This window comes from Chloroflexus aurantiacus J-10-fl, from assembly GCF_000018865.1.
In the GTDB taxonomy this organism is placed as follows: Bacteria; Chloroflexota; Chloroflexia; order Chloroflexales; family Chloroflexaceae; genus Chloroflexus; species Chloroflexus aurantiacus.
Genome location: NC_010175.1, coordinates 4,662,637 through 4,686,411 on the forward strand (window position 1 = coordinate 4,662,637; position 23,775 = coordinate 4,686,411).

Annotated in this window: 22 protein-coding genes; 21 read left to right on the forward strand and 1 reads right to left on the reverse strand. The window is 58.5% G+C overall.

Going from position 1 to position 23,775, the window contains the following annotated elements; translation table 11 throughout:
* Positions 1–11 precede the first annotated feature (11 nt).
* From sufD to CAUR_RS18345, 13 genes are all read left to right on the forward strand, one after another.
* On the forward strand, positions 12–1,226 hold the full coding sequence (sufD, locus tag CAUR_RS18285) for a Fe-S cluster assembly protein SufD (protein WP_012259319.1): 1,215 nt from the start codon (positions 12–14) through the stop codon (positions 1,224–1,226).
* Between the two features lie 120 nt (positions 1,227–1,346).
* On the forward strand, positions 1,347–2,585 hold the full coding sequence (locus CAUR_RS18290) for a cysteine desulfurase (protein WP_012259320.1): 1,239 nt from the start codon (positions 1,347–1,349) through the stop codon (positions 2,583–2,585).
* An 18-nt stretch (positions 2,586–2,603) separates the two neighbouring features.
* Positions 2,604–2,996 (forward strand): Fe-S cluster assembly sulfur transfer protein SufU, encoded by a 393-nt coding sequence (gene sufU / locus CAUR_RS18295; RefSeq protein WP_012259321.1) that lies wholly within the window; start codon positions 2,604–2,606, stop codon positions 2,994–2,996.
* A gap of 27 nt (positions 2,997–3,023) precedes the next feature.
* Positions 3,024–4,439, forward strand: a complete 1,416-nt coding sequence (gene sufB, locus CAUR_RS18300) for a Fe-S cluster assembly protein SufB (RefSeq protein ID WP_012259322.1) — start codon at positions 3,024–3,026, stop codon at positions 4,437–4,439.
* 347 nt (positions 4,440–4,786) lie between these two features.
* Positions 4,787–5,107 carry a non-heme iron oxygenase ferredoxin subunit gene (locus CAUR_RS18305; RefSeq protein WP_012259323.1) on the forward strand — a complete coding sequence of 107 codons (321 nt, stop codon included), beginning with the start codon at positions 4,787–4,789 and terminating at the stop codon, positions 5,105–5,107.
* A gap of 87 nt (positions 5,108–5,194) precedes the next feature.
* Entirely contained in the window at positions 5,195–6,046 is an 852-nt protein-coding gene (locus tag CAUR_RS18310; RefSeq protein ID WP_012259324.1) for a sulfurtransferase, read from the forward strand.
* Positions 6,047–6,320: 274 nt separating this feature from the next.
* Positions 6,321–6,713 carry an iron-sulfur cluster assembly scaffold protein gene (locus CAUR_RS18315; protein WP_012259325.1) on the forward strand — a complete coding sequence of 131 codons (393 nt, stop codon included), beginning with the start codon at positions 6,321–6,323 and terminating at the stop codon, positions 6,711–6,713.
* 1,128 nt (positions 6,714–7,841) lie between these two features.
* Positions 7,842–8,768, forward strand: a complete 927-nt coding sequence (locus tag CAUR_RS18320; protein WP_012259326.1) for a PLP-dependent cysteine synthase family protein — start codon at positions 7,842–7,844, stop codon at positions 8,766–8,768.
* A 13-nt stretch (positions 8,769–8,781) separates the two neighbouring features.
* Positions 8,782–9,267, forward strand: coding sequence for a M67 family metallopeptidase (locus tag CAUR_RS18325; RefSeq protein WP_012259327.1), 486 nt, complete (start codon positions 8,782–8,784; stop codon positions 9,265–9,267).
* 47 nt (positions 9,268–9,314) lie between these two features.
* Entirely contained in the window at positions 9,315–9,599 is a 285-nt protein-coding gene (locus CAUR_RS18330; RefSeq protein ID WP_012259328.1) for a MoaD/ThiS family protein, read from the forward strand.
* Positions 9,596–10,750: a molybdopterin-synthase adenylyltransferase MoeB gene (gene moeB / locus CAUR_RS18335; protein WP_012259329.1), complete on the forward strand. Its 1,155-nt coding sequence runs from the start codon at positions 9,596–9,598 to the stop codon at positions 10,748–10,750. The genes CAUR_RS18330 and moeB overlap by 4 nt, the downstream gene beginning before the upstream one ends.
* 87 nt (positions 10,751–10,837) lie before the next feature.
* Entirely contained in the window at positions 10,838–11,851 is a 1,014-nt protein-coding gene (locus CAUR_RS18340; RefSeq protein WP_012259330.1) for a Gfo/Idh/MocA family protein, read from the forward strand.
* Positions 11,852–12,035: 184 nt separating this feature from the next.
* Positions 12,036–12,344 (forward strand): ArsR/SmtB family transcription factor, encoded by a 309-nt coding sequence (locus tag CAUR_RS18345; RefSeq protein ID WP_012259331.1) that lies wholly within the window; start codon positions 12,036–12,038, stop codon positions 12,342–12,344.
* 355 nt (positions 12,345–12,699) lie between these two features.
* On the opposite strand, the gene CAUR_RS18350 is transcribed toward CAUR_RS18345, so the two are convergent.
* Positions 12,700–12,996: a nucleotidyltransferase family protein gene (locus CAUR_RS18350; RefSeq protein WP_012259332.1), complete on the reverse strand. Its 297-nt coding sequence runs from the start codon at positions 12,994–12,996 to the stop codon at positions 12,700–12,702.
* A gap of 382 nt (positions 12,997–13,378) precedes the next feature.
* On the opposite strand from CAUR_RS18350, the gene CAUR_RS18355 reads away from it, so the two are divergent.
* The 8 genes from CAUR_RS18355 to CAUR_RS18390 all read left to right on the forward strand — a co-directional run bounded on the left by CAUR_RS18355 (position 13,379) and on the right by CAUR_RS18390 (position 23,587).
* Positions 13,379–14,521 carry a CpXC domain-containing protein gene (locus CAUR_RS18355; protein ID WP_012259333.1) on the forward strand — a complete coding sequence of 381 codons (1,143 nt, stop codon included), beginning with the start codon at positions 13,379–13,381 and terminating at the stop codon, positions 14,519–14,521.
* 15 nt (positions 14,522–14,536) lie between these two features.
* On the forward strand, positions 14,537–15,640 hold the full coding sequence (gcvT, locus tag CAUR_RS18360) for a glycine cleavage system aminomethyltransferase GcvT (RefSeq protein WP_012259334.1): 1,104 nt from the start codon (positions 14,537–14,539) through the stop codon (positions 15,638–15,640).
* Positions 15,641–15,651: 11 nt separating this feature from the next.
* Positions 15,652–16,041, forward strand: coding sequence for a glycine cleavage system protein GcvH (gene gcvH / locus CAUR_RS18365; RefSeq protein WP_012259335.1), 390 nt, complete (start codon positions 15,652–15,654; stop codon positions 16,039–16,041).
* 23 nt (positions 16,042–16,064) lie between these two features.
* On the forward strand, positions 16,065–17,399 hold the full coding sequence (gcvPA, locus tag CAUR_RS18370) for an aminomethyl-transferring glycine dehydrogenase subunit GcvPA (protein WP_015909428.1): 1,335 nt from the start codon (positions 16,065–16,067) through the stop codon (positions 17,397–17,399).
* Between the two features lie 40 nt (positions 17,400–17,439).
* The gene (locus CAUR_RS18375; protein ID WP_012259337.1) at positions 17,440–18,426 is read left to right on the forward strand and encodes a phosphotransferase family protein; all 987 of its coding nucleotides are present in this window, start codon (positions 17,440–17,442) and stop codon (positions 18,424–18,426) included.
* Positions 18,419–19,894, forward strand: coding sequence for an aminomethyl-transferring glycine dehydrogenase subunit GcvPB (gene gcvPB / locus CAUR_RS18380; protein WP_012259338.1), 1,476 nt, complete (start codon positions 18,419–18,421; stop codon positions 19,892–19,894). The genes CAUR_RS18375 and gcvPB overlap by 8 nt, the downstream gene beginning before the upstream one ends.
* 302 nt (positions 19,895–20,196) lie before the next feature.
* Entirely contained in the window at positions 20,197–20,886 is a 690-nt protein-coding gene (locus CAUR_RS18385; protein ID WP_242604974.1) for a lysophospholipid acyltransferase family protein, read from the forward strand.
* A gap of 82 nt (positions 20,887–20,968) precedes the next feature.
* A complete protein-coding gene (locus CAUR_RS18390; protein ID WP_012259340.1) occupies positions 20,969–23,587 on the forward strand; it encodes a hybrid sensor histidine kinase/response regulator in 2,619 nt (872 codons plus the stop codon).
* The last annotated feature ends 188 nt before the right edge of the window (positions 23,588–23,775 follow it).

The window sequence follows — 23,775 nt, forward strand, 5'->3', positions numbered from 1 at the left end:
GGGGAATGTAGATGACGACAACACTCCCAACCCTAAACGAAATCAGTGCTGAGTTTGTTGTGGCCCGCTCGCAAGCGGCCGGCGAGCCAGCCTGGTTGACCGAGCGCCGGCGTGAGGCATGGGCTGCATTCGCGCAGATGAATCCACCAGAGTGGCGACGTACCGATCTGAGCAAGCTCGATCCGACGACGATTGCCCCTGCCGATGGCGCGCATGCAACTGCGATCCAGTGGGACCCGGCCCTGAGTAGCCAGGGTGTCATCTTCACCACGCTGGCTGCCGCCTTGCACAGCCATGAGGCACTGATTCAGCGTTACATGGATACGGCGGTTGAGCCGTTGAAGCATAAGTTTAGCGCCCTGCGCGCTGCGCTCTGGCAAGACGGTGCGTTGCTGTACGTGCCCAAAGGTGTGGCAATCGAAGTGCCACTGCGTCTGATCTACACGCTGGGCGCTGACGGGGTGGCAATCTTCCCGCGCACGCTGGTGATTGTCGAACCGCAGGCAAGTGTTACCCTCATCGAGGAGTTTACCTCGCCTGATCTGCGTGCCGGTTCGTTTGCCGGCCCCATTACCGAAATCTTTGTCGGTGATGGCGCCAGTGTGCGCTTTGTCAGCATTCAGCACTGGGGCACCGGTGTGTACCATCTGGGTGGGCAGCGGGCAATCTTGCAGCGCGATGCCAGCCTGGAGTGGACATCCATTCAACTCGGCGGGCAGGTGCAGCATATAGAAGCTGAAACGACACTGGTGGGCAATGGCTCGCGGCTGAACTGGCTTGGGGCAACATTTGCTGCCGATAGTCAGCATCTGGTTATCGCGCCCTGGATGCGCCACGTCGGACACAATTGCGAGAGCTTTATGCAGTTTAAGACGGTGGTCAACGATACCGCGTACAGTGTGTTCGACGGCATGATCAAGATCGAGCACGAGTCGGCGGCTACCAGTACCCGGCTGGAAGAGCATGCTCTTCACCTCAGTCCCAAGGCACGGAACGACAGTATTCCCGGCCTGATGATTAGCACGAATGACGTGTTGAAGGGTGGCCATGCTTCAACCAGCGGTGATATTGACGAAGAGCAGCTCTTCTATATGCAAACCCGCGGTATTCCACGGGTAGAAGCGCAACGCATGATCGTGATGGGTTTCTTCGAGCCGGCACTTGAAACGGTGCCGCTGGAAGAGCTGCGGGCTGAGCTGACGGCAGAGATTGCAGCCAAAATCTAGGGTGATCTTGCCGCAGGTTGGGTTAGCCTGCGGCAAGCCCCCGGATACGGTCGTCGGAGAGCGCCTTGCCGTATAGACTGTCGCCGACAATCCTGGCGGTGACAGATGAGGTCATAGAATATGGCTATCCTGTCTCAGTTCGATGTGCTTGCACTGCGACGAGAGTTTCCGATCTTGCAACAGCATGTTCACGGCAAGCCACTGGCCTTTCTCGACAGTGCCGCATCGTCACAAAAACCACGCCGGGTGATTGAGACGCTGGAAGATTATTACCGGCGCTACAATGCCAACGTTCATCGCGGTGTCTACCGCTTGAGCGAAGAGGCAACCTTTGCCTACGAGCGAGCACGGGGAAAGCTGGCACGCTTTATCAATGCTGCCAGTCAACGCGAGATCATTTTTGTTCGTAATACCACCGAAGCGATTAACCTGGTTGCTTATGCCTGGGGTGGGGCAAATATTCGCGCTGGTGATCGCATTTTGCTGACTATGATGGAGCACCACTCGAATATTGTGCCCTGGCAGTTGCTGGCGCAACGTACCGGTGCCGAGCTGATCTATCTGCCCTTCGATGGGCAGGGACGACTGGTACTTGATGATCTCGACCGTCTGCTCGACGAACGGGTAAAGCTGGTTGCCTTTACGCACCAATCGAACGTCTTGGGCACGATCAACCCGGTGGCACCAATTGTCGCCCGGGCGCGAGCAGTCGGAGCACGGGTCTTGCTCGACGCTGCCCAGAGTGTGCCGCATATGCCGGTTGACGTACAGGCGTTGGGTATTGATTTTCTGGCCTTTAGCGGCCACAAGATGTGCGGCCCAACCGGGATTGGCGTGCTGTGGGGCCGGCGTGAGGTGTTGCAGGCGATGCCGCCATTTCTGGGTGGTGGCTCAATGATCGACCTGGTCGAGCTTGATCACAGTACCTTCGCCGCGATACCGGCACGGTTTGAGGCAGGAACACCGGCAATCGGCGAAGCAATCGCTCTCGGCGAAGCAGCCGACTACCTGCAAGAGGTGGGATTGGCGACCATTCATCAGCACGAACAGGAACTGACCGCGTATGCACTTGAACGGCTGGCCGCCGTTCCCGGCATAACGATCTATGGGCCGCCGGCCGGGCCAGATCGCGGCGGTGCCATCAGCTTCAGCCTTGAAGGCGTCCATCCGCACGACGTGGCGGCGGTTCTGGATCAGGAAGGGGTTGCAGTACGTGCCGGCCATCACTGTACCCAGCCCCTGCATCGGGTATTAGGGGTACCGGCAACCACGCGGGCCAGCTTCTACCTGTACAACTTGCCCGAAGAGATTGATCGGCTGGTTGCCGGGTTGCACAAGGCACGACAGCTCTTTGCCTGATAGAGGCAGGAAACGACCATGGATGACATTTATCGCGAACAAATTCTCGAACATGCCCGTCATCCGCGCAACTTCGGTCATCTACCGGCACCGACGGTTATCCGCGAGGAGCGTAATCCGCTCTGCGGCGATCAAATCCGGCTGGAACTGGCGATTACCGATGATGTGATTACCGATGTGCGCTTCAGCGGGCGAGGGTGTGCGATCAGCCAGGCCAGTGCGTCACTCCTGACCGAAGCGATCAAGGGGATGCCGGTCGCTGCCGCCAAACAGTTTAGTAAGGATGATCTACTCGATTTAATCGGGATACCGCTGGCTCACAACCCAACCCGGCTCAAATGCGCCTTGCTTTCGCTGAAAGCCTTAAAGGCCGGCCTCTACGGGGTGAGCCAGATGGATGAAGATATGTAGTCAGATACCTGGAAAAGGAGTAGCACCGTGGTTGCTGAAGCAGTCAATTTGCAATTCGATTACTCGCGCTATGGTTTCCGTCAGGAAGAGCGCTATGTCTATAAAGCACCGAAAGGTCTCAACGAGCGGATCGTGCGCGAACTCTCCGGGATGAAGGGTGAACCGGAGTGGATGCTCAAGCGCCGTCTGCGCGCACTCGAGATCTTCAACAAGAAGCCTACACCTCTGGTGGGCACCTGGGCCAATCCTGAACTGGCCGAACTGAACTACGACGATATTCACTACTTCGTCCGCGCCAACGAGCGTCCACAGACCGACTGGGATGCCGTGCCGCCGGAGATCAAGAACACCTTCGAGCGTCTGGGTATTCCCGAAGCCGAGCGGAAGTTCCTGGCCGGTGTCGGTGCCCAGTATGAGTCGGAAGTGGTCTATCACTCGCTGCGTGAGGAGTGGGCAAAGCAGGGTGTGATCTTCCTCGATACCGACACAGCCCTGAAAGAGTACCCCGAATTCTTCAAAGAGTACTTCGGGACGATTGTGCCGGCGGCAGACAACAAGTATGCTGCGCTCAATACTGCGGTCTGGTCGGGTGGCTCGTTCGTCTACGTGCCAAAGGGAGTGAAGGTTGATATTCCGCTCCAGGCCTATTTCCGCATCAACGCCGAGCGCATGGGGCAGTTCGAGCGAACGCTGATCATTATCGATGAGGGAGCCGAGGCGCACTACATTGAGGGTTGTACAGCACCGATCTACAGCACCAACTCGCTCCACTCGGCAGTGGTCGAGGTGATTGTGAAGAAAGGTGGCAAGTTCCGCTACACCACGATTCAGAACTGGGCCAACAACATCTTCAATCTGGTCACCAAGCGAGCGGTGGCCTACGAAGAGGCCAGCATGGAGTGGGTGGACGGTAATATCGGCTCGAAGCTGACCATGAAGTACCCGTCGGTTTACCTGATGGGACGCAAGGCACGCGGCGAGGTGCTCTCGGTAGCGTATGCCGGACGTGGTCAGCATCAGGACGCCGGTGCCAAGATGATACACCTGGCCCCGGAAACCACCTCACGCATTACCAACAAGTCGGTGAGCAAGGATGGTGGTAAGACAACCTACCGTGGGCTGGCGAAGGTGGCACCCGGCGCTTACGGCGCGAAGATCAACGTCAACTGTGACGCGCTGATCCTGGACGAGCATTCAGCCTCGGATACGATTCCGTATATCGAGATTGAAGAGGATCGCTGCACGCTGGCCCACGAGGCAACCGTTGGTCGGATCGGTGCCGAACAGCTCTTCTACCTGATGAGCCGCGGTATCTCCGAGTCGGATGCCCTCTCGATGATCGTGCTCGGCTTCATGGAGCCATTCACCCGCGAACTGCCGATGGAGTACGCGGTTGAGCTGAACCGCCTGATCCAGCTCGAAATGGAAGGGTCGGTCGGCTAATTGACTGGGTGAGATGAGTGGAGAAGAGCGCTCCCCTTCATCGGGAGCGCTCAGATTGTTTCGCGAACATTCAATTATGTCAACTCAAGTTGACACCTATGCTGTGAGCAGACCATAGAGACTGACTGTCAGGATGCACAGCACGACGTTGTCCGCAACATCGTATGGCGTAACTGCATGGACGATGTGGGGAGCAGCCAGTTCCCCATGGACGTGCTACGTCACGCCTCGCGGTAACAACCCGGATTGTACCAATCCTCTGTGCCTCTGTGGTGACAAAGGGAGCAACTTGGGTTATGTCAAATACCTGGAACCTTCACCTGCTTTGAACCAACACGGAGTAGGCCATGCAACTGGTTGAGGTTTGTACACTCGACGATGTCCCGGTAGGTAGTGGTCGCGCATTTACCGTTGGCGGGCGCCGGATCGCCATCTTTCGGGTGGCAGAGCACGATGTCTACGCGCTCGACGATCTCTGTTCACACGACGAAGCTTCGTTGAGCGAGGGTGACCTTGATACGGAAGAGTTGTGCGTCGAGTGTCCGATGCACGGTTCACTGTTTGATTTGCGCACCGGCAAACCCCGCACCCTGCCCGCGTTTGCCCCGGTCGCCACTTACCGCAGTGAGGTACGTGACAACCGGGTATTTGTTGAGTTTTCTGATTAACAACTTGACTAATGGAGTAAAACACGCTACAATGGCAGTGTCGGTAGGTCGCTACAGGCACTGCTATTTGCTAAGGTGGAGGTTTCTATGAGCGGTTACGCCCATCCCGAAGCACTGGTCGAGACCCAGTGGGTCGCCGATCACCTCAATGATCCCAATGTTCGCATCGTCGAGAGCGATGAAGATCTGTTGCTGTACGATACCGGTCACATTCCCGGCGCGGTGAAGATTGACTGGGTGCAAGACTTGAACGATCCGGTTGTTCGTGATTATCTTGACTCTGATCGGTTTGCCGCACTGATGCGGGTAAAGGGCATCAGTAACGATACTACGGTCGTTCTGTACGGTGATAAGCACAACTGGTGGGCAACCTATGCCTTTTGGGTCTTTAAACTCTTCGGTCATCGTGATGTGCGCATTATGAACGGTGGGCGGGCGAAGTGGATTGCTGAGGGTCGTCCGTTGACGCGCGAAGTTCCCTCGTATCCACCAGGAAATTATGTCGCGCCACCGCGCAATGACGCTGAAATTCGGGCATTTCGCGATCAGGTGCTGGAGTTTGTCCGTCAGCGCAAAGGTGTTCTGGTCGATGTCCGTAGCCCGCAAGAGTATACCGGCGAACGCACCCATATGCCCGATTATCCGCAAGAGGGCACGCTACGCGGCGGCCACATTCCCACCGCGGTCAACATTCCCTGGGCCAGGGCGGTGAATGAGGATAGCACCTTCAAGAGCGTCGAGGAGCTACGCGAGTTGTACGCCGCTCAGGGTGTTACCCCCGACAAAGAGGTTATCGCCTACTGCCGGATTGGTGAGCGGAGCAGCCATACCTGGTTTGTGCTGACCTACTTGCTGGGCTTCCCCAATGTCCGCAATTACGATGGGAGCTGGACGGAGTGGGGCAACAGCGTTGGTCTGCCCATCGAGAAGAATGTGTAGAGCGTAGCGTAAACAGCTCTACTAAAGATCGTCTCAGCGGGTGAGGGGTGACTCATGTGTCGCCCCTGCAATGTCTCAGGTAGGTGTAAGGGTCGCACAACGAAAGTTGCAGCAGGCAACCACAAGAATGACCGGCGTGTCCCCGCAACTCACAGGCTATTCGCGCAATGAGAGTACGCACGCCGGAGTTATTGATACGACACCACGTCGTAATCGGCGTACAATGAAGAGTAACGGCAGAGTGAAATCGCTGCTACCATGGAGATGACAATCGGTGTCTGAACCAGTTTCACACCAGGATGCAATCGAACGTCTGCTCGATCATTACCGCCAGCCTCGTCACTACGGCGAGCTGCCCGATGCGATAACCTACAGCGGTGGTGTACCTGATTGTGGTGATACGCTCACCGTCTATCTGCGGGTTGCGCCCAACGGCCGGCTTACCGATTTGCAATTTACCGGTCAGGGGTGTAGTGTCAGTGTTGGCACAGCATCAATCCTGATCGAGCAGTTGCAGGGGGCAACGGTAGCCGATCTGCTGGCACTCGACGAAACAGCAGCAGTGCAGATTGTGGGAAGTGAGGTCTTTCAGGCCCGGCCCCATTGTGCTACCCTGATATTCAGAACGTTAAAGGCCGCAGCACGACTGGTCGAGCGTCAGGCGTAATGGGACATCCTGATTGACACTGTGCATTACCGGCAGCAGGTGCGGTGGGCTGTGGGGCGCGCCGGAGGCGCGCGCTCCCAGGAGATGCGGTGGGCTGTGGGGCGCGCCGGAGGCGCGCGCTCCCAGGGGATGCTGACAGGCCCCCACCCTACCCCGCCCCCGCCGGGGGCGGGGATCACCGGTGCAGGGGTGGCTCCCGCTGGCGCGAGCTGGTACAAAGTTGCGGTACACGGGTGGAAGCAGGCGTGGTGGACGAAGCGAGTTGGAGGCGCATGCTTCCAGGGGATAGCCCCCACCCTACCCCGCCCCCGCCTGGGGCGGGGATCACCGGTGCAGGGGTGGCTCCCGCTGGCGCGAGCTGGTACAAAGTTGCGGTACACGGGTGGAAGCAGGCGTGGTGGACGAAGCGAGTTGGAGGCGCATGCTTCCAGGGGATAGCCCCCACCCTCACCCGCCCCCGCTGGGGGCGGGGATCACTGGCGCAGGGTGGCTCCTGCTGGCGCGAGCTGGTGCAGGTGGTAAAGTGCGCCGGAGGTGCGCCCTCCCAGGGTGTCGTAGCAGGTGGTGAGCGCGCCGGAAGCGCATGCTTCCAGGGGATAGCCCCCACCCTCACCCGCCTTGCCGGGGGCGGAGATCACGGGTGCAGGGTGGCTCCCGCTGGCGCGAGCTGGTGCAAAGTTGCGGTACACGGGTGGAAGCAGGCGTGGTGGGTGAAGCGAGTTGGAAGCGCACGCTGCCAGGGGATAGCCCCATCCTCACCCGCTCCCGCCGGGGACGGGGATCACCGGTGCAGGGTGGCTCCCGCTGGCGCGAGCTGGTGCAAAGTTGCGGTACACGGGTGGAAGCAGGCGCGGTGGGCTGTGGGGCGCGCCGGAAGCGCGTGCTTCCAGGGGATAGCCCCCACCCTCACCCGCCCCCGCTGGGGGCGGGGATCACCAGTGCAGGGTGGCTCCCGCTGGCGCGAGCTGGTGCAGGTGGTGAAGTGTGCCGGATGTGCACGCTTCCAGGGGATAGACCCCACACTTACCCGCATCGCCGGGGGCGGGGATGATAGGGTGCAATGACTGTTATTAAACCAGATTTGACATTATCGCCAATCCGTAGGATTGATATCCAACGAGTGTATATATGACGACTCTGCTCGATCTTGTTGGTCAAACACCGTTGTTGCCGCTCCACCACGTGCTCGATCTGCCGGCTGGCGTTGAGCTGTACGGCAAGGCGGAGTGGTACAATCCCGGTGGTTCGGTAAAGGATCGGCCCGCGCTATGGATGATTCGCGACGGCGAGCGGCGCGGTTTGTTGCGACCGGGGGTTCGCATCGCCGATGCAACTAGCGGTAACACCGGGATCGCTTACGCTACGATTGGCGCAGCGCTCGGCTATGGGGTGACGCTGGCGATGCCGGCCAATGCCAGCATCGAACGACGGCGGATTCTCCGTGCGCTTGGCGCTGAACTGATCCTGACCGATCCGGCTGAGGGAATGGATGCTGCGATCACGACCATCCGGCAACTGGTGGCCGAACATCCTGACCGCTACTTTTACCCCGATCAATACAGCAATCCGGCCAATCCCCAGGCGCACTACGAGACAACCGGCCCGGAGATCTGGCAACAGACTGATGGCCGTGTCACCCATTTTGTGGCAGCATTGGGCACCAGTGGTACGTTTATGGGTACCAGTCGACGATTGCGCGAGTATAACCCCGCCATTCGTCTGATCGCCGTTCAGCCTGATAGCCCGTACCACGCACTGGAGGGAGTGAAGCATATGGCTTCCACTCGGATCGTGCCCGCGATTTACCGGCCCGAACAGGCCGATGCAATTGTGGAAGTGCGGAGCGAAGACGCTTTTGCCATGGCCCGGCATCTGGCGCGCCGGGCGGGATTGCTGGTGGGAATTTCAGCAGCCGCAAATGTGGTGGCCGCAGCACGGGTCGCTCGTGAAGTCGGTCAGGGTGTGGTTGTGACCATTCTTTGCGATAGTGCGAATCGCTATCTCAGTGAGCGCTTTTGGGAAGAACCGGGTTTCGCCGAAGGCGCCGGTATTTAGGTTTAAGGTGCGTATGACACTCATTATTCCTGATCAGGCCGCAGCAGCAATCGCTGCCCACGCTGAAGCAACGTATCCCGATGAATGTGTGGGCTTGCTGGTGGGCACCCTCAATGGCGAAAAGAAAACTGTCCTACAGGTTGTAACCCTGGAAAATCGCTGGAGCGGCCAGGTTCAACTGGCTGCAACCGATAATCCGCATTCGCGCCGGGATCGGTTTTACCTCGATCCACGTGATTACTTGCGGGTGGATCGCGAAACACGTGCCGCCGGTTATGAAATTATCGGCTGTTATCACTCTCACCCCGATGCCGAGGCCGTGCCATCGGAACGAGATCGCATAGGCGCCCAGGCTATCGGTGGGTCAGGATTTTCATTTGTCATCCAATCGGTACATAACGGTGTGGCAACGGCCTTACATTCCTGGTTGCTGGTGAATGAAGGAACACGATTTATTGCAGAAGAGGTGCGCATCATCACGACCGGGAATGGCAAATAACATCTGAAGTATTGCGTCTCTTTATCTATGTGCAAAGGAGTCTTGCAATGGCGGTGACAGTGACAATTCCAACAGCTCTGCGCCAGTATGCCGGCGGTAATGCGAGCGTGAGTCTGGAGGCCAGCGATGTCGGTGGCCTGATTCGTGGTCTGGTCGAGCTGTATCCGGCGTTGGGTCGCCATCTGCTCGATGATCAGGGCCGTTTGCGCAGTTTTGTCAATCTGTACGTTGGCGATGAGGATATTCGCTATCTCGATGGCGAGGCGACACCCCTGCGCGATGGCGATACGGTGAGCATTATTCCGGCAATCGCCGGAGGAGGACAGCCATGAGTGAGGTGACCCTCTCGAATGAAGAGATCGCCCGCTATTCGCGTCATCTGATTATGCCCGAAGTGGGGATGGCCGGTCAGCGCCGGCTCAAACAGGGCAGTGTGTTGCTGATCGGTACCGGTGGTCTGGGATCGCCGCTGGCCCTCTATCTGGCCGCAGCCGGGGTCGGGCATATCGGCCTGGTTGATTTTGATGTGGTGGATGCGTCCAATCTCCAGCGTCAGATTGTTCACGGTACGAGCACCGTCGGTGTGGCGAAGACCGAGTCGGCGAAGCGGCGGTTGCAAGATCTCAATCCGTATATTGAGATCACAACCTACGAAACGCAGATCACCTCGCAGAACGCTCTCGATCTGATGCGGCCATACGATGTGATTGTGGATGGCACCGACAACTTCCCGACCCGCTACCTCACCAACGACGCCTGTGTGTTGCTGGGCAAGCCCAACGTCTACGGCAGCATCTTCCGTTTTGAAGGTCAGGCTACGGTCTTCTCGGCCCGTGATGGCGGGCCGTGCTACCGCTGTCTCTACCCCGAACCACCACCGCCAGGGCTGGTACCGAGCTGCGCGGAGGGTGGCGTGCTGGGCGTGCTCCCTGGGGTGATCGGTACCATTCAAGCCACAGAAGTGATAAAATTGCTTACCGGGATCGGCGAACCACTGATTGGGCGCCTCCTGCTCTACGATGCGCTGAGCATGCGCTTCCGCGAGCTGAAGCTCCGCCGCAATCCGTCGTGCCCGGTCTGTGGTGATCATCCGACGATCACCGAACTGATCGATTATGAACAATTTTGTGGCATTGCACCAGAGGAGCCGACATTGTCGAACCAATTTGAGATCACGCCGCGCGAACTCGCGGAATGGCTGGAACGGCCTGACCGTCCCTTCCTGCTCGATGTGCGCAATCCCTACGAAGTGGCGATTGCCTCTATCCCCGGCACCGACAAGCTGATCCCGCTCGATCAGTTGCCAGAACGAATCAACGAACTCGATTCGGCACGCGAGATGGTGGTCTACTGCCGGAGCGGTGTGCGCAGCGGGCGGGCCGTAGAACTGCTGAAAACAGCCGGTTTTCGCAAAGTGAAAAATCTGGTCGGCGGTATTTTACGTTGGGCCGACGACGTAGATCCGTCGCTACCGAAGTATTGACATGCCGAAGCAAAGCATCGTCACCCGCTGGCATCGATTGCGATGAACCGGCGTTGGCGGTGCTTTGTGTAGTATCAGGAGGACGTGATGATTGGTATTATCGGTACCGGCTGGGGGGCACGGGTACAGGTTCCGGCCTTTCGGGCGGCAGGGCTGACCGTGACGGCACTGGCCGGCAGCAATCCCGACAAAACGGCATGGGTGGCTCAGGAGTTGGGCGTACCATTCGCTACCGCCAACTGGCGTGAGATTCTCGAACGGCAGGATGTGCAGTTGGTGAGCATCGTGACGCCGCCGTACCTCCATCGCGAGATGGCCGAAGCTGCGCTGGCCGCCGGCAAGCATGTGTTGTGCGAGAAGCCAACGGCGCTGAACGCAGCCGAGGCGGAGTCGATGCTGGCAGCGGCACAGCGCTACCGCGACCGGCTGGCTCTGATCGACCACGAGTTGCGTTTCTTGCCGGCAGTGCAGGCGGCGCGAGCACGGGTAGCCGCCGGCGATATTGGTGACATTCGGGCCGCCGAAGTCCGCTTCTTCGCTGCCGGGCGGGCCGATCCGCAGCGGGTTTGGGACTGGTGGAGTGATCGGGCCGCCGGCGGTGGTGTGCTAGGTGCCATCGGCTCGCACCAGATCGACCTGCTGCGCTACATCCTGGCCGACGAGGTCGCAACGGCGCAGGGCACTATTCGCACCTTGATCGGCCAGCGTCCAGACGCAACTGGAACCCTACGCCAGGTCACCAGTGACGATTACACCGCAGCCATCCTCCACTTCACCCGCGGTACTGTAGCCACCCTGACCGCAACTGTCGTTGCCCGCACCAACGAACCACTGACCGTCACAGTGTACGGCAGTGAGGGTACCTTGCGCTTCAGTGGTGGACAGCTTGCCATCGGGACTGGTGACACCTTTCGCGACATCACGCCGCCGCACACGGTTGAGATACCGGCCACACTGAGCGGCGAATTTCCGCAGGGTACCGTGTATCTTGGGCATGCATTGCGCGCCGCGCTTTCCGGTGAACGCGACGCGATCAGCCCGGCGGCGACCTTCAGCGATGGCCTGGCGATTCAGCGCGTGATTGACGCAATTGCCGGTTAGAACCTGGTGAATGATCGGTATGTGCGGCAGTATGATGGCTGCCGCACGCCAACGTGCATGGCGACACCGGCGTTGACCGACAAAACCAGAGTGGCTGTTATCGCCTCAACAGTTTTCATCTCCCCTCTTGACAGGTATCCCCTCTTTATCGTACAGTAGAGCACACGCGGAAAGGAGGCCAACGATGGCCACGGCACACCAACGCGCTCTCGAACAAGATGATAGGCGACTGGCCCTGATCTGTAAGGCGTTAAGCCATCCTGTGCGTGTGCAAATCCTCCGCTACGTCCTGCGCCACCCCGGCTGCATCGTCAACCAGATTGTCCTCCATATGCCCGAAGACGGCCCCCATGCCCAATCGACCATCTCCCAGCACCTGCGTGTCCTGCGCGAGGCCGGCCTGCTTGAGACGTATGACGACGGTGCCGCCGTATGTCATTATGTCAACCCTGACAGTCTGGTCTGGTTACGCGAGTACCTGGAGCAGTTGTGAGGGGGTAACAGCCAGCAAGATGTCTGTTGGGAGATGACCCTGCACTTATGCTTACCGATAGCGACTGTCGGGGTACTCCTCATTTGCGAAGGGTTGAGATGTAATATCAAATCTGGTGGACTGGCGACCGCTCAAGACGCATCCTTCCGCACCCCCTTGTTCACCATGTCCCTCGTAAGCAATGTGAACAGCCCATGTGCCGCCCGTAGGGGCGGGTTCAGAACCCGCCCCTACGGAACGTCTATTCGGGAACAGCACTGCTGGTCTTATCATCGGCTTGAAATGTGTCCTGTGGTAAATCTCTCAATGCTGTCTATCGCCGCCAGGATGTCTTTCAGGTAGAGGGTATAGTCTCTCATACGGTAATGACCTCGCGGAGAACCGCTGCTTGCAACTCTGCCCGCAGAGCACGTTTAGGCACAATGTCCACCTGGCGTTGGAGCATCTCTTCCAGATACAGCGTCAAACCAACCAAATCAAACAGATCGGCTTCGTCATCAAACTCCGCCAGGATATCAATATCGCTATTCGCACCCTGTTCTCCACGAACAAAAGAACCGAAGAGACCCAGCTCCTTTACCTTGTAATGAGCTGAGATGATAGGTTTCAATTCTCTTAACCTGGACACAATGTCGTTTGCGGTCATCATCATCTCTTCCTCTTACTGGAGTCGTGGCAGGAGCGGAGTGGCGTCAGGTGCAAGCACGTGTTGGACGTGCTCTTATTCTACCAAAAGACGATATTCTTCGGGCTACTTCAGGATACGTGGTATGGATGACTACCAGGTGTGTTTTGTCACTATCCCAATGACCAGCAGGGTGAACGGCGTGCACCGTCCGTAGGGGCGGGTTCAGAACCCGCCCCTACGGAAACCGTCTATCTGACCGACACGCCATACCCCCGAAAAAACCCTCTCTAACAACACACATGTTCGCACCGCAAAACGGCAGGCGCCTGCTCGCCATTCGACTGCGTGACTGATGGTACAATACAGCGAGAAGGATATGTGCTGATCGGCAAGGGTGCAGAAGATTATGCCCATCTCGTACCGCGAGCAGGCCCAATTAACATGCCCACACTGTGGCGGTGATTTTGATGCTGAAGTCTGGTTGATTGTTGATGCTGATGAGGAGCCGGAAGCGGCAGCGGCGCTGCGACGCGAAGAGCTGAATCTGGTGGAGTGTCCGCATTGCGGTGCGCGTGGGCCGGCGGGAGCGCCGCTGCTGTACCACGATGCCCGTGCCCGCCGGGTGATCTTTACACCTGCCCCCGGCTCAACCGATCATGAGATTCGCGATCAGGCACGCGATCTGCACGCCCTGCTGGTCGGTTCGATTGACCAGGAGCAGCGCCGTCCGTACCTCACCGATGTTGATATTACCCAGGATATGAGCGGCCTGGCCCTGCTGCTGCGACGCCTCGATGCCCGTCGTGCTACGACGCCACCGCCGCCAACACCGCCAACACCGCCACCATCGCCAGCGGCAGAGCCGCCACCACTCCTCGCTGCGGTCGAAGCCTTGCTGGCCGCCGACACCGATGCCGAACTGGAACGAGTGCTGGCGCAGCACCCGGAATTGCTCGAACCGTCGGCCCTGGCGACGCTCACCCAGTTGGCCGAGGTTGCGGTTGCCCAGGGTGAGCACGAGATCGCGCAGGGCTTACGCAACGCCCGTGAGTTGCTGGCCCGCATGCAGCCACGCCCGGCACCTGAACAGTTGACGGCGATCCCACCTGCTGCGCTGCAAGAGCTGCTTAATGCGCACAGCGATGCCGAACTCGAACAGGTGATTGCCCGCCATCCACTGTTGCTGCGCCCCGAAATCGATCAGTTGCTGGAAGGTGAGATCGAAACAGCCCTGGCATCCGGTGCGGATCGGCTGGCACAGTTGCTGGCGAGTCGGCGCGAGATGCTGGTGGCATTCCGTACTGCACCAACGCCGGATGCCGATCTGGAGGAAGCGATTGAGGCGCTGCTGGTTGCCGACGACGAAGAGACGATAGCACAGGTGCTCGATCAATATCCGCTGCTGTTGAGCGAGGCTGCCGAACAGGCACTTTGGGAATTTGCGTCTGAAGCACGGGCCGGTGGCGATGACGAGCTGGCTCGCCACGCGATTGCCTGTCGTGAAATGTTGCGCCGTGTGCGCGCCGGATTGGAAGAAGGCCATTCATAGCTGATGGGAATGGGTATGCTGAAACGAACTCCTCTTTACAATGCGCACCTGGCAATGGGCGCGCGCATGGTCGAATTTGGCGGCTGGGAGATGCCAGTGCAGTATCGCGGCATCATCGAAGAGCACCACGCTGTGCGCAACCGGGCCGGTCTGTTCGACATCAGTCATATGGGGCGGTTTATGGTGCGTGGTGCGCATGCCGAGGCGTTTCTCCAGCAGATGGTTACCTGTGACGTGCGGGCCATCCCGCTCGGCCACGCCAGCTACGGTCTGCTCTGTCGGCCTGATGGTGGGATTGTGGACGACGTGTTCCTGTACCATCTCCCCGACGAGTTTATGGTGGTGGTGAATGCGGCCAACCGGCAAAAAGACTGGGACTGGCTCCAGCAGCATACGGCTGGATTTGAGGTGGAGATTGAAGATCGTTCCGAGCGTTGGGCGATGCTGGCGCTCCAGGGGCCACAGGCTGAACAACTGCTGGCTGGGGCAGAGAGTTCAACAACCGCTGACATTGGCTCGTTGCCGTTTCACGGGGTGGCCATGACGACGATCTTCGGGCAAAATGCACTGATTGCCCGCACCGGCTACACCGGCGAAGACGGGTTTGAAATCTTTTTTGAGGCTGTCCACGCCGAACAGTTCTGGCACGGTTTGCTCGCGCTCGGCGGCAATGCGGTGCAGGCTTGTGGCCTGGGGGCACGTGATAGCCTGCGCTTTGAGGCGTGTCTGGCGTTGTACGGTCATGAAATTGACGAGACGACGAATCCTTACGAAGCCCGTTTGGGATGGGTGGTCAAACTGGATAAGGGCGACTTTATCGGTCGGGAAGCGTTGCAGGCGATCAAGCAGAATGGGGTAAGCCGACGACTGGTTGGTTTCGAGATGGTTGGAAAGGGAATCGCCCGCGCCGGCTATCCGGTACATCGGCCAGACGGCGAGCCGGTCGGGTTTGTTACCAGTGGTATGCCATCACCGACCCTCGGTCGTCCACTGGGAATGGCGTATGTGCCAACCGATCTCAGTAGCGAAGGTAGTGAATTTGATGTCATCGTGCGCGAGCGTCCGGTACGTGCGCGCGTGGTAAAGATGCCTTTCTATAAGCCGCGCTACAAGCGCTAGAGGAGTTCGACATGGCTTACAACACTCCATCCGATCTACGGTACAGCAAAACCCACGAGTGGGTACGACAGGAGGGTGATGAGGTCGTGATTGGGATTACCGATTATGCCCAGCACGCGCTCGGCGATGTGGTGTACATCGAACTGCCGGCAGTCGGCTCGACGATTACCGTCGGCGAGAGCTTCGGGATTGTCGAGTCGGTGAAGGCCAGTTCAGATCTGTACGCCCCAGTAAGTGGCGAAGTGGTGGCGGTGAATACTGCGCTCGAAAGCGATCAGGCGCCGATCAACAGTGATCCGTATGGTGCGGGCTGGATGTTGCGCGTGCGCCCCAGTGGCGAATCGGCTGAATTGCTCGATGCCGAGGCGTATGCTGCGTTTGTTGCCGAAATCGATCATTAAACGTTAGCTAGATGGAAGCTGGTATGACCCACTACATTCCGATTACCGATGCCGACCGCCAGGCGATGCTACAGGCAATCGGTGTTGAAACAATTGAAGACCTCTTCGTTGATGTTCCGGCCAGTCATCGCTTTCCGCCGCTCGAACTGCCACCACCGTTGTCGGAGCCGGAGCTGATGGCCGAACTCAATCGGCTGAGTGAAGCCAATGCCCATAACCGCAAGTACAGTATCTTTCTTGGCGCCGGTGCGTACAACCACTTCGTACCGGCAGCAGTCGATCAGATTATTCGCCGGGGTGAGTACTACACGGCCTACACCCCCTACCAGCCGGAGATCAGCCAGGGAACGTTGCAGGCCATCTTTGAATATCAGAGCCTGATCTGTGCCCTGACCGGCATGGAGATTGCGAACGCTTCGCATTACGATGGCGCAACCGCACTCGCCGAATCGGCCATTATGGCGCTCAATGTGGTGCGTAACCGGCGCAAAATCGTGGTGGCACGTAGCGTCAATCCGCAGTACCGGGCAGTGCTGCGCACCTATATGCAAGGTCTGGATGTCGAGATTGTCGGTGATGAGAATCCGGGTGCCACTATCGCCGACGCCCTGGCCCAGGTTGACGATCACACGGCGCTGTTGATCGTGCAGAATCCCGATTTCCTCGGTCGCATCCACGATCTACGCGGCCTGGGTGCCCAGGTGCAGGCACGAGGTGCCCTGCTCGCCGTGCATTTCGACCCCATCGCTCTGGGGCTGTTCCAGACCCCAGCCGAGGCCGGGGCCGATATTGCAACCGGTGAAGGCCAACCCCTGGGTCTCGGCCTGGCCTTCGGTGGCCCGTACCTCGGTATCTTCACCACACGCCAGAAGTACGTCCACAAGATCGCCGGACGGATTGTTGGAGTGACGAAAGATGTCGATGGGCGAATGGCCTACGTGCTGACCCTGCGCGCACGCGAGCAAGACATTCGCCGTGAGCGGGCAACGAGCAATATCTGTACGAATCAGGGTCTGATGGCACTGGCCTCGGCGGTGTACATGTCGCTGATGGGGAAGCGCGGGATGCGTGCGGTGGCCGAGATTACCTACCATCGGGCACACTACGCTGCGCAGCGGATCAGCGAACTGACCGGTTATCGGGTACTTGCCGACCAACCCTTCTTCCGCGAGTTCGTGGTGCAATGCCCGCGACCGGTCGCCGAGATCAATGCTGCCCTGCGTGAACAGGGAATCATTGGCGGCTATGATCTCAGCGCCGATGAACCACATCTGGGCCACGCCATGCTGGTTGCCGTGACCGAGATGAATACACCGGCAGAGATTGATCGGTTTGTAGCCGCATTGGCTGCCATATAGCAGGTCAGGCTTTGGCCTGTGTGCGACTGAGTTGAAGCGTATGGTCACCGACCTGTCACTCCCCCAAATCGAACGCATTGTCACCCGCATCCTGCCGGGAACGCGGGTACGCGATGCTGCACCACTCGGTGCGCGGAGCCTGCTGATCACGGCGACTGACCGTCAGTTTGTGCTACGGTTACCGGTCGGGGTAGATCAGTGGGCAGGGGAAGCGTTGCAAACTGAAGCGCTCGCGCTCCGTTCGTTACAGGCCGAGATCGATCTTCCCCTGCCATCAGTGTTGGGGATGACCCCTGCTGTTGCCGATGATCCACCGGCACTGGCCCTGAGTTATCTTGCCGGTACCCCACTCTCTGAAATAATCACCGCCGTTGAGGAGGACGCGCGCTTTGCAATCGGCGAGGCGCTGGCAACGGTAATGACTCGTATCCACAGCTATCAGGCCCCACAGTACGGTCAAATCCACCCCGACAACCTGCCGACGCTGACCCCACAATCACCTGCCCCTGGGGCTGACGTGGCGTATCTGCGGCAGCGGGCAGCCACTGCCATCGATGCCGCCGTTGCCCAGGGCCGCATGACACCCGACCAGAGCGACTGGCTCCAGCGTCGGCTTGGCGAATGGCTGACCACCACCGCCCGCCCGGCCTGCCTGGTTCACGGCGATCTGCACCCGCGGCGGCTGATCGTGCGCCGGCGCGAACGGGACTGGCGTCTGGTTGGGGTGGTGGGATGGGGATTCGCCCAAACCTGGCGACCCGCCTGGGATCACGCGACGCTCCATCTCAACTTTGCCGACCCTGAGTACTTCGGTCTGCGCGTTGGCTACGGCGCAGCCTACAACGAAACCACCGACCGTCGCTACGATCAGGTGCGCGAGTTTGCCCTCCTTCCCTACCGGCTCACCCTGTTGATCGAACGTGAATGTGTCGATCTGGCGCTCAACATCGCCACCGGTCTGGATACCGTACAGGCACCACCTATCGTAGCGACACCCGATACACCTGGAGAGAACAGCGATGAATAACGAGGAACCACCGATTTTTACCTATTCGCAGCCGGGCAAGATTGGCGTCAATCTACCGGCAGCCGGCGTGGCACCAACCCCGCTACCCGACGATCTGCTACGGCAAGACGATCTGGCCGGCTTTCCCGAACTCACCGAGCCGGAAGTGATTCGTCACTTTACCCGGATCAGTCAGCGCAACTATGCCATCGACACCGGCTTCTACCCGCTCGGTTCGTGTACGATGAAGTACAACCCGAAGCTACACGAAGAAGCGGCCCGGCTACCGGGTTTTGCCGGTGCCCACCCCCTGCAAGATGAAGCGCTCAGCCAGGGGGCGCTGCAACTGATGTACGAATTACAAAACTATCTTGGCGAAATCAGTGGCTTTGCGGCAGTGAGTCTGCAACCGGCAGCCGGTGCCCAGGGTGAGCTGACCGGTATCCTGGTGTTCCGGGCGTGCCATCTCGACCGTGGCGACACCCAGCGCACCGAAGTGCTGGTACCCGACTCGGCGCACGGCACCAATCCCGCCACTGCGGCCATGGCCGGCCTGAAGGTCGTTGAAGTGAAGAGCGACGCACGCGGAAATGTCGATCTTGACGACCTGAAGGCGAAATTGTCGCCGCGCACAGCCGGCATGATGCTCACCAACCCGAACACCCTGGGCCTGTTTGAAGAGCACATCGTCGAAATCTGCCGTCTCGTTCATGATGCCGGTGGCCTGATGTACGGCGATGGCGCGAACTTCAACGCGATTCTGGGCATTGCCAAACCGGGAGAGCTGGGTTTCGACTTCATGCACTACAACCTGCACAAGACCTTCACCACCCCGCACGGCGGTGGTGGCCCTGGTTCAGGTGCAGTGGGGTGTACAGCAGAACTGGCCCCCTACCTGCCCGGCCCGCGGGTACGGCAGCGGGAAGACGGCGGCTACGAATTCTTCACCCCTGAAAAGAGCATCGGGCGCATGAAGGCATTCCACGGCAACTTCGGGATGCTGGTACGGGCGTGGACGTATATCCGCTCAATGGGGGCTGCCGGATTGCGAGAGGTGAGTGAAACTGCGGTCTTGAATGCCAACTACGTGCGGGTGATGCTCAAAGACATCTACCCACAGGCGATTGATCGCATTTGCATGCACGAAGTGGTATTGCGTGGACAGATTGCCGGCGCTCCCAAAGATGTCCGCACCCTCGATATTGCCAAGCGGCTCATTGACTACGGTTTCCACCCGCCGACGATCTACTTCCCGCTGATCGTACCGGAAGCGCTTATGATCGAGCCGACCGAAACCGAGAGCAAGCAGACGCTCGATCACTTCATTGCCACCATGCGCCGAATCGCCGGCGAAGCCGTCGAAACGCCGGACGTGCTGCATGCTGCACCAACCAAAGCGCCGGTACGTCGTCTCGACGAAGTACGGGCGGCGCGCCAGCCGATCCTGCGTTACGATCCCGCCGCAATTGCACGGTTGCAGGGTGAGTAGGACGCATCATACTTATCCTTCGCTCTAAACACGTAGCACAGGCCCAGACCTGTGCTACAGCGTTTTGTCCTGTCAAAGTGCGCACTGTTCCGGGTTTTTGGGAGTGAGAGGCATGCCCGAAGCAGGTTCAAGGAAAATCAACCTCTTTTCGTACCACAAAAAGGTGTCTGAAACCATGAACAAATCCTCTCGCCAAGAAGAGCGGAGAGCGGTATAATAACGGAAAGAATTGAATACCTGTTCTCAATATCAGGAGTTCTTGCTCCATGGGGCAAGAACAACTAAGGTACGGGGAAGGGGCTATGAGTCTCTACCGCAGCCGCCACGTCGCGGCCCGCTTTGCGCCGACGCTATTCAGATTGTTTGTCCGTCTCTACGTCCGACCGCGGGTCGAAGGTATCGAACACATTCCAAGAGAAGGTGCGTTCATTATTGCCGCCAACCATACCAGCCATGCCGATACTGCGGTAATCTATTCGGTGTTGCCGCGTGAAGCTCGTGAACGGTTCGTTGCAGCCGCTGCACAGGACTATTTCTTTCAGGGTGGAGTGATGCAATTCCTCTCGCGCATCTTGTTTAACGCCATCCCGGTTGCCCGTGACCGACGTGGTGGTCAAGACCCACTCCGCCATGCTGCCCGTGCGCTGCGTGAGGGGTACGCACTCTTGTTATACCCTGAAGGAACCCGCAGCAAAACTGGTGAAATAGGCCCATTCCGCAGCGGCGTTGGTCGTCTGATTGCAGAATTTCCCGGTACACCGGTAATCCCGACGTATGTAGGCGGTACCAACCGGGTCATGCCGAAGGGGAAAGTTGTTCCGCGCCCGTATCGGGTGACCGTGCGCTTCGGCGAACCGCTGTATTTGAAAGCGCACCCGAAGCTGCGAGCAACCTGGCAGACTGCCGCCGATGAGGTTCGTGACGCAATTATTCAGTTGAGTGGTATGGATGTTGCGCACAACCTGAATCCGGTCTCTGAACAAGACACGTAGGTTACCCAACCGATCACCACTGAAGGTGGATCGACGGCAGTCTGCATCACGATATTCCGCTGCTTCATGCAGGAGGGTATTCATGGCTGCCGTTTCCGATCCACCTTCACCTTCCGCGAAGACCTACCTTCGCGATCACTCAATCCAGCTCCTGCGCGATCTTATCTGGATAAGTCTGATAGCCGCACTAGCCTACACCATTTTCAGCCCGATTGACCCATCATTGATGCCACAGCGGATGGTTGTGGTGGTACCGCTGATCCTGGGCTTGTTGGGGGCCTGGTGGCTTATCCAACGCCAATACCTGCGACTGGCAAGTATCCTGGTGATTAGCATACTCTGGCTGGTACTGGCATTCTCGGCGTTCATCAGTGGTGGTCTGCAAGCACCGGCGTTTGCCGGCATCCCACTGGTGGTGATCATGGCCGGGATTTTACTCGGCTGGTGTGGTGCTCTGACTATTGCGCTACTTTCAATCGGTACCGGTGCCCTCTTCGTGCGCTTTGCCGATCTCCTGCCACCACCACCGGTATTCCATTCTCCTCTGGTCTGGTTTATTACCTATACTCTCTACCTACTGCTGGCAACCCGCATGATTAGCCAGATTGTTACTCACTTCTATCAGTCTATGCAAGAGACGGATAAAGAACTGAGCGAACGAAAGGCTGTCGAGCAGCAATTGCGTCTATCAGAAGAAAAATTTGCCCGCTTGTTTGATTCAGCACCGTTTCCGATGCTTATTGTACGGCTGGATGACAATCTGATCCTGAATGCTAACGCCGCTTGCCGCGAATTTTTTGAGTTAAGTAGTGATCAAATCATTAAGCAACACATTAACCGCCTCGATTGGTCACAATTACCCAGCCGCTGGCAGGCTATCGCCGATACATTACGCCAGGAAGGAACGGTTAGTGAGGTTGAATTCAGTTTTTGTCGGCGCGATGGCTCAACCTGCTACACCCAATTGACTGCCGAGATTGTCGAATTACAGGAAGGGTTGTGTGCGGTCGTCGCATTTCAAGACGTAACACCGTTGCGTCGTGCCAATGAACGACTGATTGAGCTGGCAAGCCAGCAAGAACAACTGGCAACGCTGGCACGAGAAGCACTCGCGAGTACCGATTTGAATACTCTCTTTGCGGTGGCAGCCGAACAAATGGTACAGGCGTTGCCGATAAGCGGTGTTGAATTCATCGATGTCGATATTGATGGAAACATCACCATCCGCAACACCTGGGGCGAGGTACCCGCCCAACCTGTACCGGAGAGATTCTTTCAAGGGCTGACGGTGGATCATCCGGGCTGGAGTAATCTGCCGGCTCCATTAGCGGAACGGGCTGCCGATGTCGCGCAGCACGGTGCTGTGATGCTGATCGGCGGGCACCAGCGTCTCTTTGGTGCTCTGCTGGTGTACACATCGACGGCGCTTGATGCTGAGGCTATCTTCTTCTTACGCAGCGTGGCAAATGTGCTGGCAGTTGCCCTGGAGCGCTTCCACGCCGAACAGGAGCGACGTCAGATCGAGAGCCAGATGCTTCAGACGCAAAAGCTGGAAAGTCTAGGCTTGCTGGCCGGTGGGATTGCCCACGATTTCAACAATCTGCTAACCGGCATTATGGGACATACCAGTCTGGCCTTGATCGATCTCCCTCCGAACCACGAGCTACAACCGCATCTGGCGGCCATCGACCAGGCTGCACAGCGAGCGGCTGAGCTGTGTCATCAATTACTGGTCTATGCTGGACGCGGCCAACGCTCGCTTGAAGTGGTAGACCTCTCGAATCTGGTGCGCGAAATGGGGAATATTCTACGTTTACCGACAAACCGGAGTCATCAGGTCGCTATTCACTACGATTTGGACACCAATCTCCCACCGATTTTGGTTGAGGCGAGTCAGATTCGGCAGGTTGTGCTTAATCTGCTCACCAATGCGATTGAGGCGATTGGTGAGCGTAGTGGGTCGGTTACGCTGCGGACTGGGGTCGCGAGTCTCAGTGCAGCAGACCTGCGCCGGCTGCGGCTAATGCCGACAATTCCACCGGGTGACTACGTAACGCTAACGGTGAGCGATACCGGCATAGGTATGGACGAAGCAACCCTGCGGCGCATTTTCGATCCCTTCTTCAGTACCAAACCGAAGGGCCATGGTCTTGGCCTTGCGGCTGTACAGGGAATCGTCCGACGCCACAATGGCGCGATTCGGGTTGAGAGTACGCCAGGATTGGGGTCAACCTTTACCGTGTATCTCCCGGCAGCCCACCAGGCTACCCCGGTAGTCACGACCAATGCAACGATGCCCATTGTACTGCGCGGCACCGCGCTGATCGTCGATGACGATCCGGCAATACGGGCCACGCTGAACCGCATCCTGGAACGGGCCGGCATGGTCACCACGGAGGCTGCCAATGGTCAGGCAGCGCTGAGTATGCTGACCGAGTCGGCGCTGAGCATTGACATTGCCCTGGTTGATCTGGCAATGCCGGGTATGAATGGGCTGGAACTGCTGGCAGCGATTCGTCGCCGTATGCCCCAATTACCGGTCTTGCTGATGAGCGGGAATGCCGGCGAAGTGACGAAAGATAACTTGCCTCTGGATCACTACACCGATTTTTTACCCAAACCGTACCGGTCACGCGATCTGCTGGAAAAAATGAGCACGTTGTTACAGCGAGTAGCGGCATTGCGTATCCACGGTAGTTGAGGTCTGGGCAAACGTGGCTTCCGCGTGCAGAGGATGGTGCCAGGCACCATGCGCGCCGGAGGCGTGCGCTCCCTGAGGAGATAGGAGAGGTGTCGTGCGCACCGGAAGCACGCGCTTCCAGCGTCCGCTGTGGTACCGGCACCGTGCGCGCTGGAGACGCACGCTTCCAGTCGTGAGGGAATGGCACA

Coding starts and splice junctions, on each gene's coding strand:
- sufD (WP_012259319.1), top strand. CDS start 12: ATGACGACAACACTCCCAACCCTAAACGAAATCAGTGCTGAGTTTGTT.
- CAUR_RS18290 (WP_012259320.1), top strand. CDS start 1,347: ATGGCTATCCTGTCTCAGTTCGATGTGCTTGCACTGCGACGAGAGTTT.
- sufU (WP_012259321.1), top strand. CDS start 2,604: ATGGATGACATTTATCGCGAACAAATTCTCGAACATGCCCGTCATCCG.
- CAUR_RS18305 (WP_012259323.1), top strand. CDS start 4,787: ATGCAACTGGTTGAGGTTTGTACACTCGACGATGTCCCGGTAGGTAGT.
- CAUR_RS18310 (WP_012259324.1), top strand. CDS start 5,195: ATGAGCGGTTACGCCCATCCCGAAGCACTGGTCGAGACCCAGTGGGTC.
- CAUR_RS18320 (WP_012259326.1), top strand. CDS start 7,842: ATGACGACTCTGCTCGATCTTGTTGGTCAAACACCGTTGTTGCCGCTC.
- CAUR_RS18325 (WP_012259327.1), top strand. CDS start 8,782: ATGACACTCATTATTCCTGATCAGGCCGCAGCAGCAATCGCTGCCCAC.
- CAUR_RS18330 (WP_012259328.1), top strand. CDS start 9,315: ATGGCGGTGACAGTGACAATTCCAACAGCTCTGCGCCAGTATGCCGGC.
- moeB (WP_012259329.1), top strand. CDS start 9,596: ATGAGTGAGGTGACCCTCTCGAATGAAGAGATCGCCCGCTATTCGCGT.
- CAUR_RS18340 (WP_012259330.1), top strand. CDS start 10,838: ATGATTGGTATTATCGGTACCGGCTGGGGGGCACGGGTACAGGTTCCG.
- CAUR_RS18345 (WP_012259331.1), top strand. CDS start 12,036: ATGGCCACGGCACACCAACGCGCTCTCGAACAAGATGATAGGCGACTG.
- CAUR_RS18350 (WP_012259332.1), bottom strand. CDS start 12,996: ATGATGATGACCGCAAACGACATTGTGTCCAGGTTAAGAGAATTGAAA.
- CAUR_RS18355 (WP_012259333.1), top strand. CDS start 13,379: ATGCCCATCTCGTACCGCGAGCAGGCCCAATTAACATGCCCACACTGT.
- gcvT (WP_012259334.1), top strand. CDS start 14,537: ATGCTGAAACGAACTCCTCTTTACAATGCGCACCTGGCAATGGGCGCG.
- gcvH (WP_012259335.1), top strand. CDS start 15,652: ATGGCTTACAACACTCCATCCGATCTACGGTACAGCAAAACCCACGAG.
- gcvPA (WP_015909428.1), top strand. CDS start 16,065: ATGACCCACTACATTCCGATTACCGATGCCGACCGCCAGGCGATGCTA.
- CAUR_RS18375 (WP_012259337.1), top strand. CDS start 17,440: ATGGTCACCGACCTGTCACTCCCCCAAATCGAACGCATTGTCACCCGC.
- gcvPB (WP_012259338.1), top strand. CDS start 18,419: ATGAATAACGAGGAACCACCGATTTTTACCTATTCGCAGCCGGGCAAG.
- CAUR_RS18385 (WP_242604974.1), top strand. CDS start 20,197: ATGAGTCTCTACCGCAGCCGCCACGTCGCGGCCCGCTTTGCGCCGACG.
- CAUR_RS18390 (WP_012259340.1), top strand. CDS start 20,969: ATGGCTGCCGTTTCCGATCCACCTTCACCTTCCGCGAAGACCTACCTT.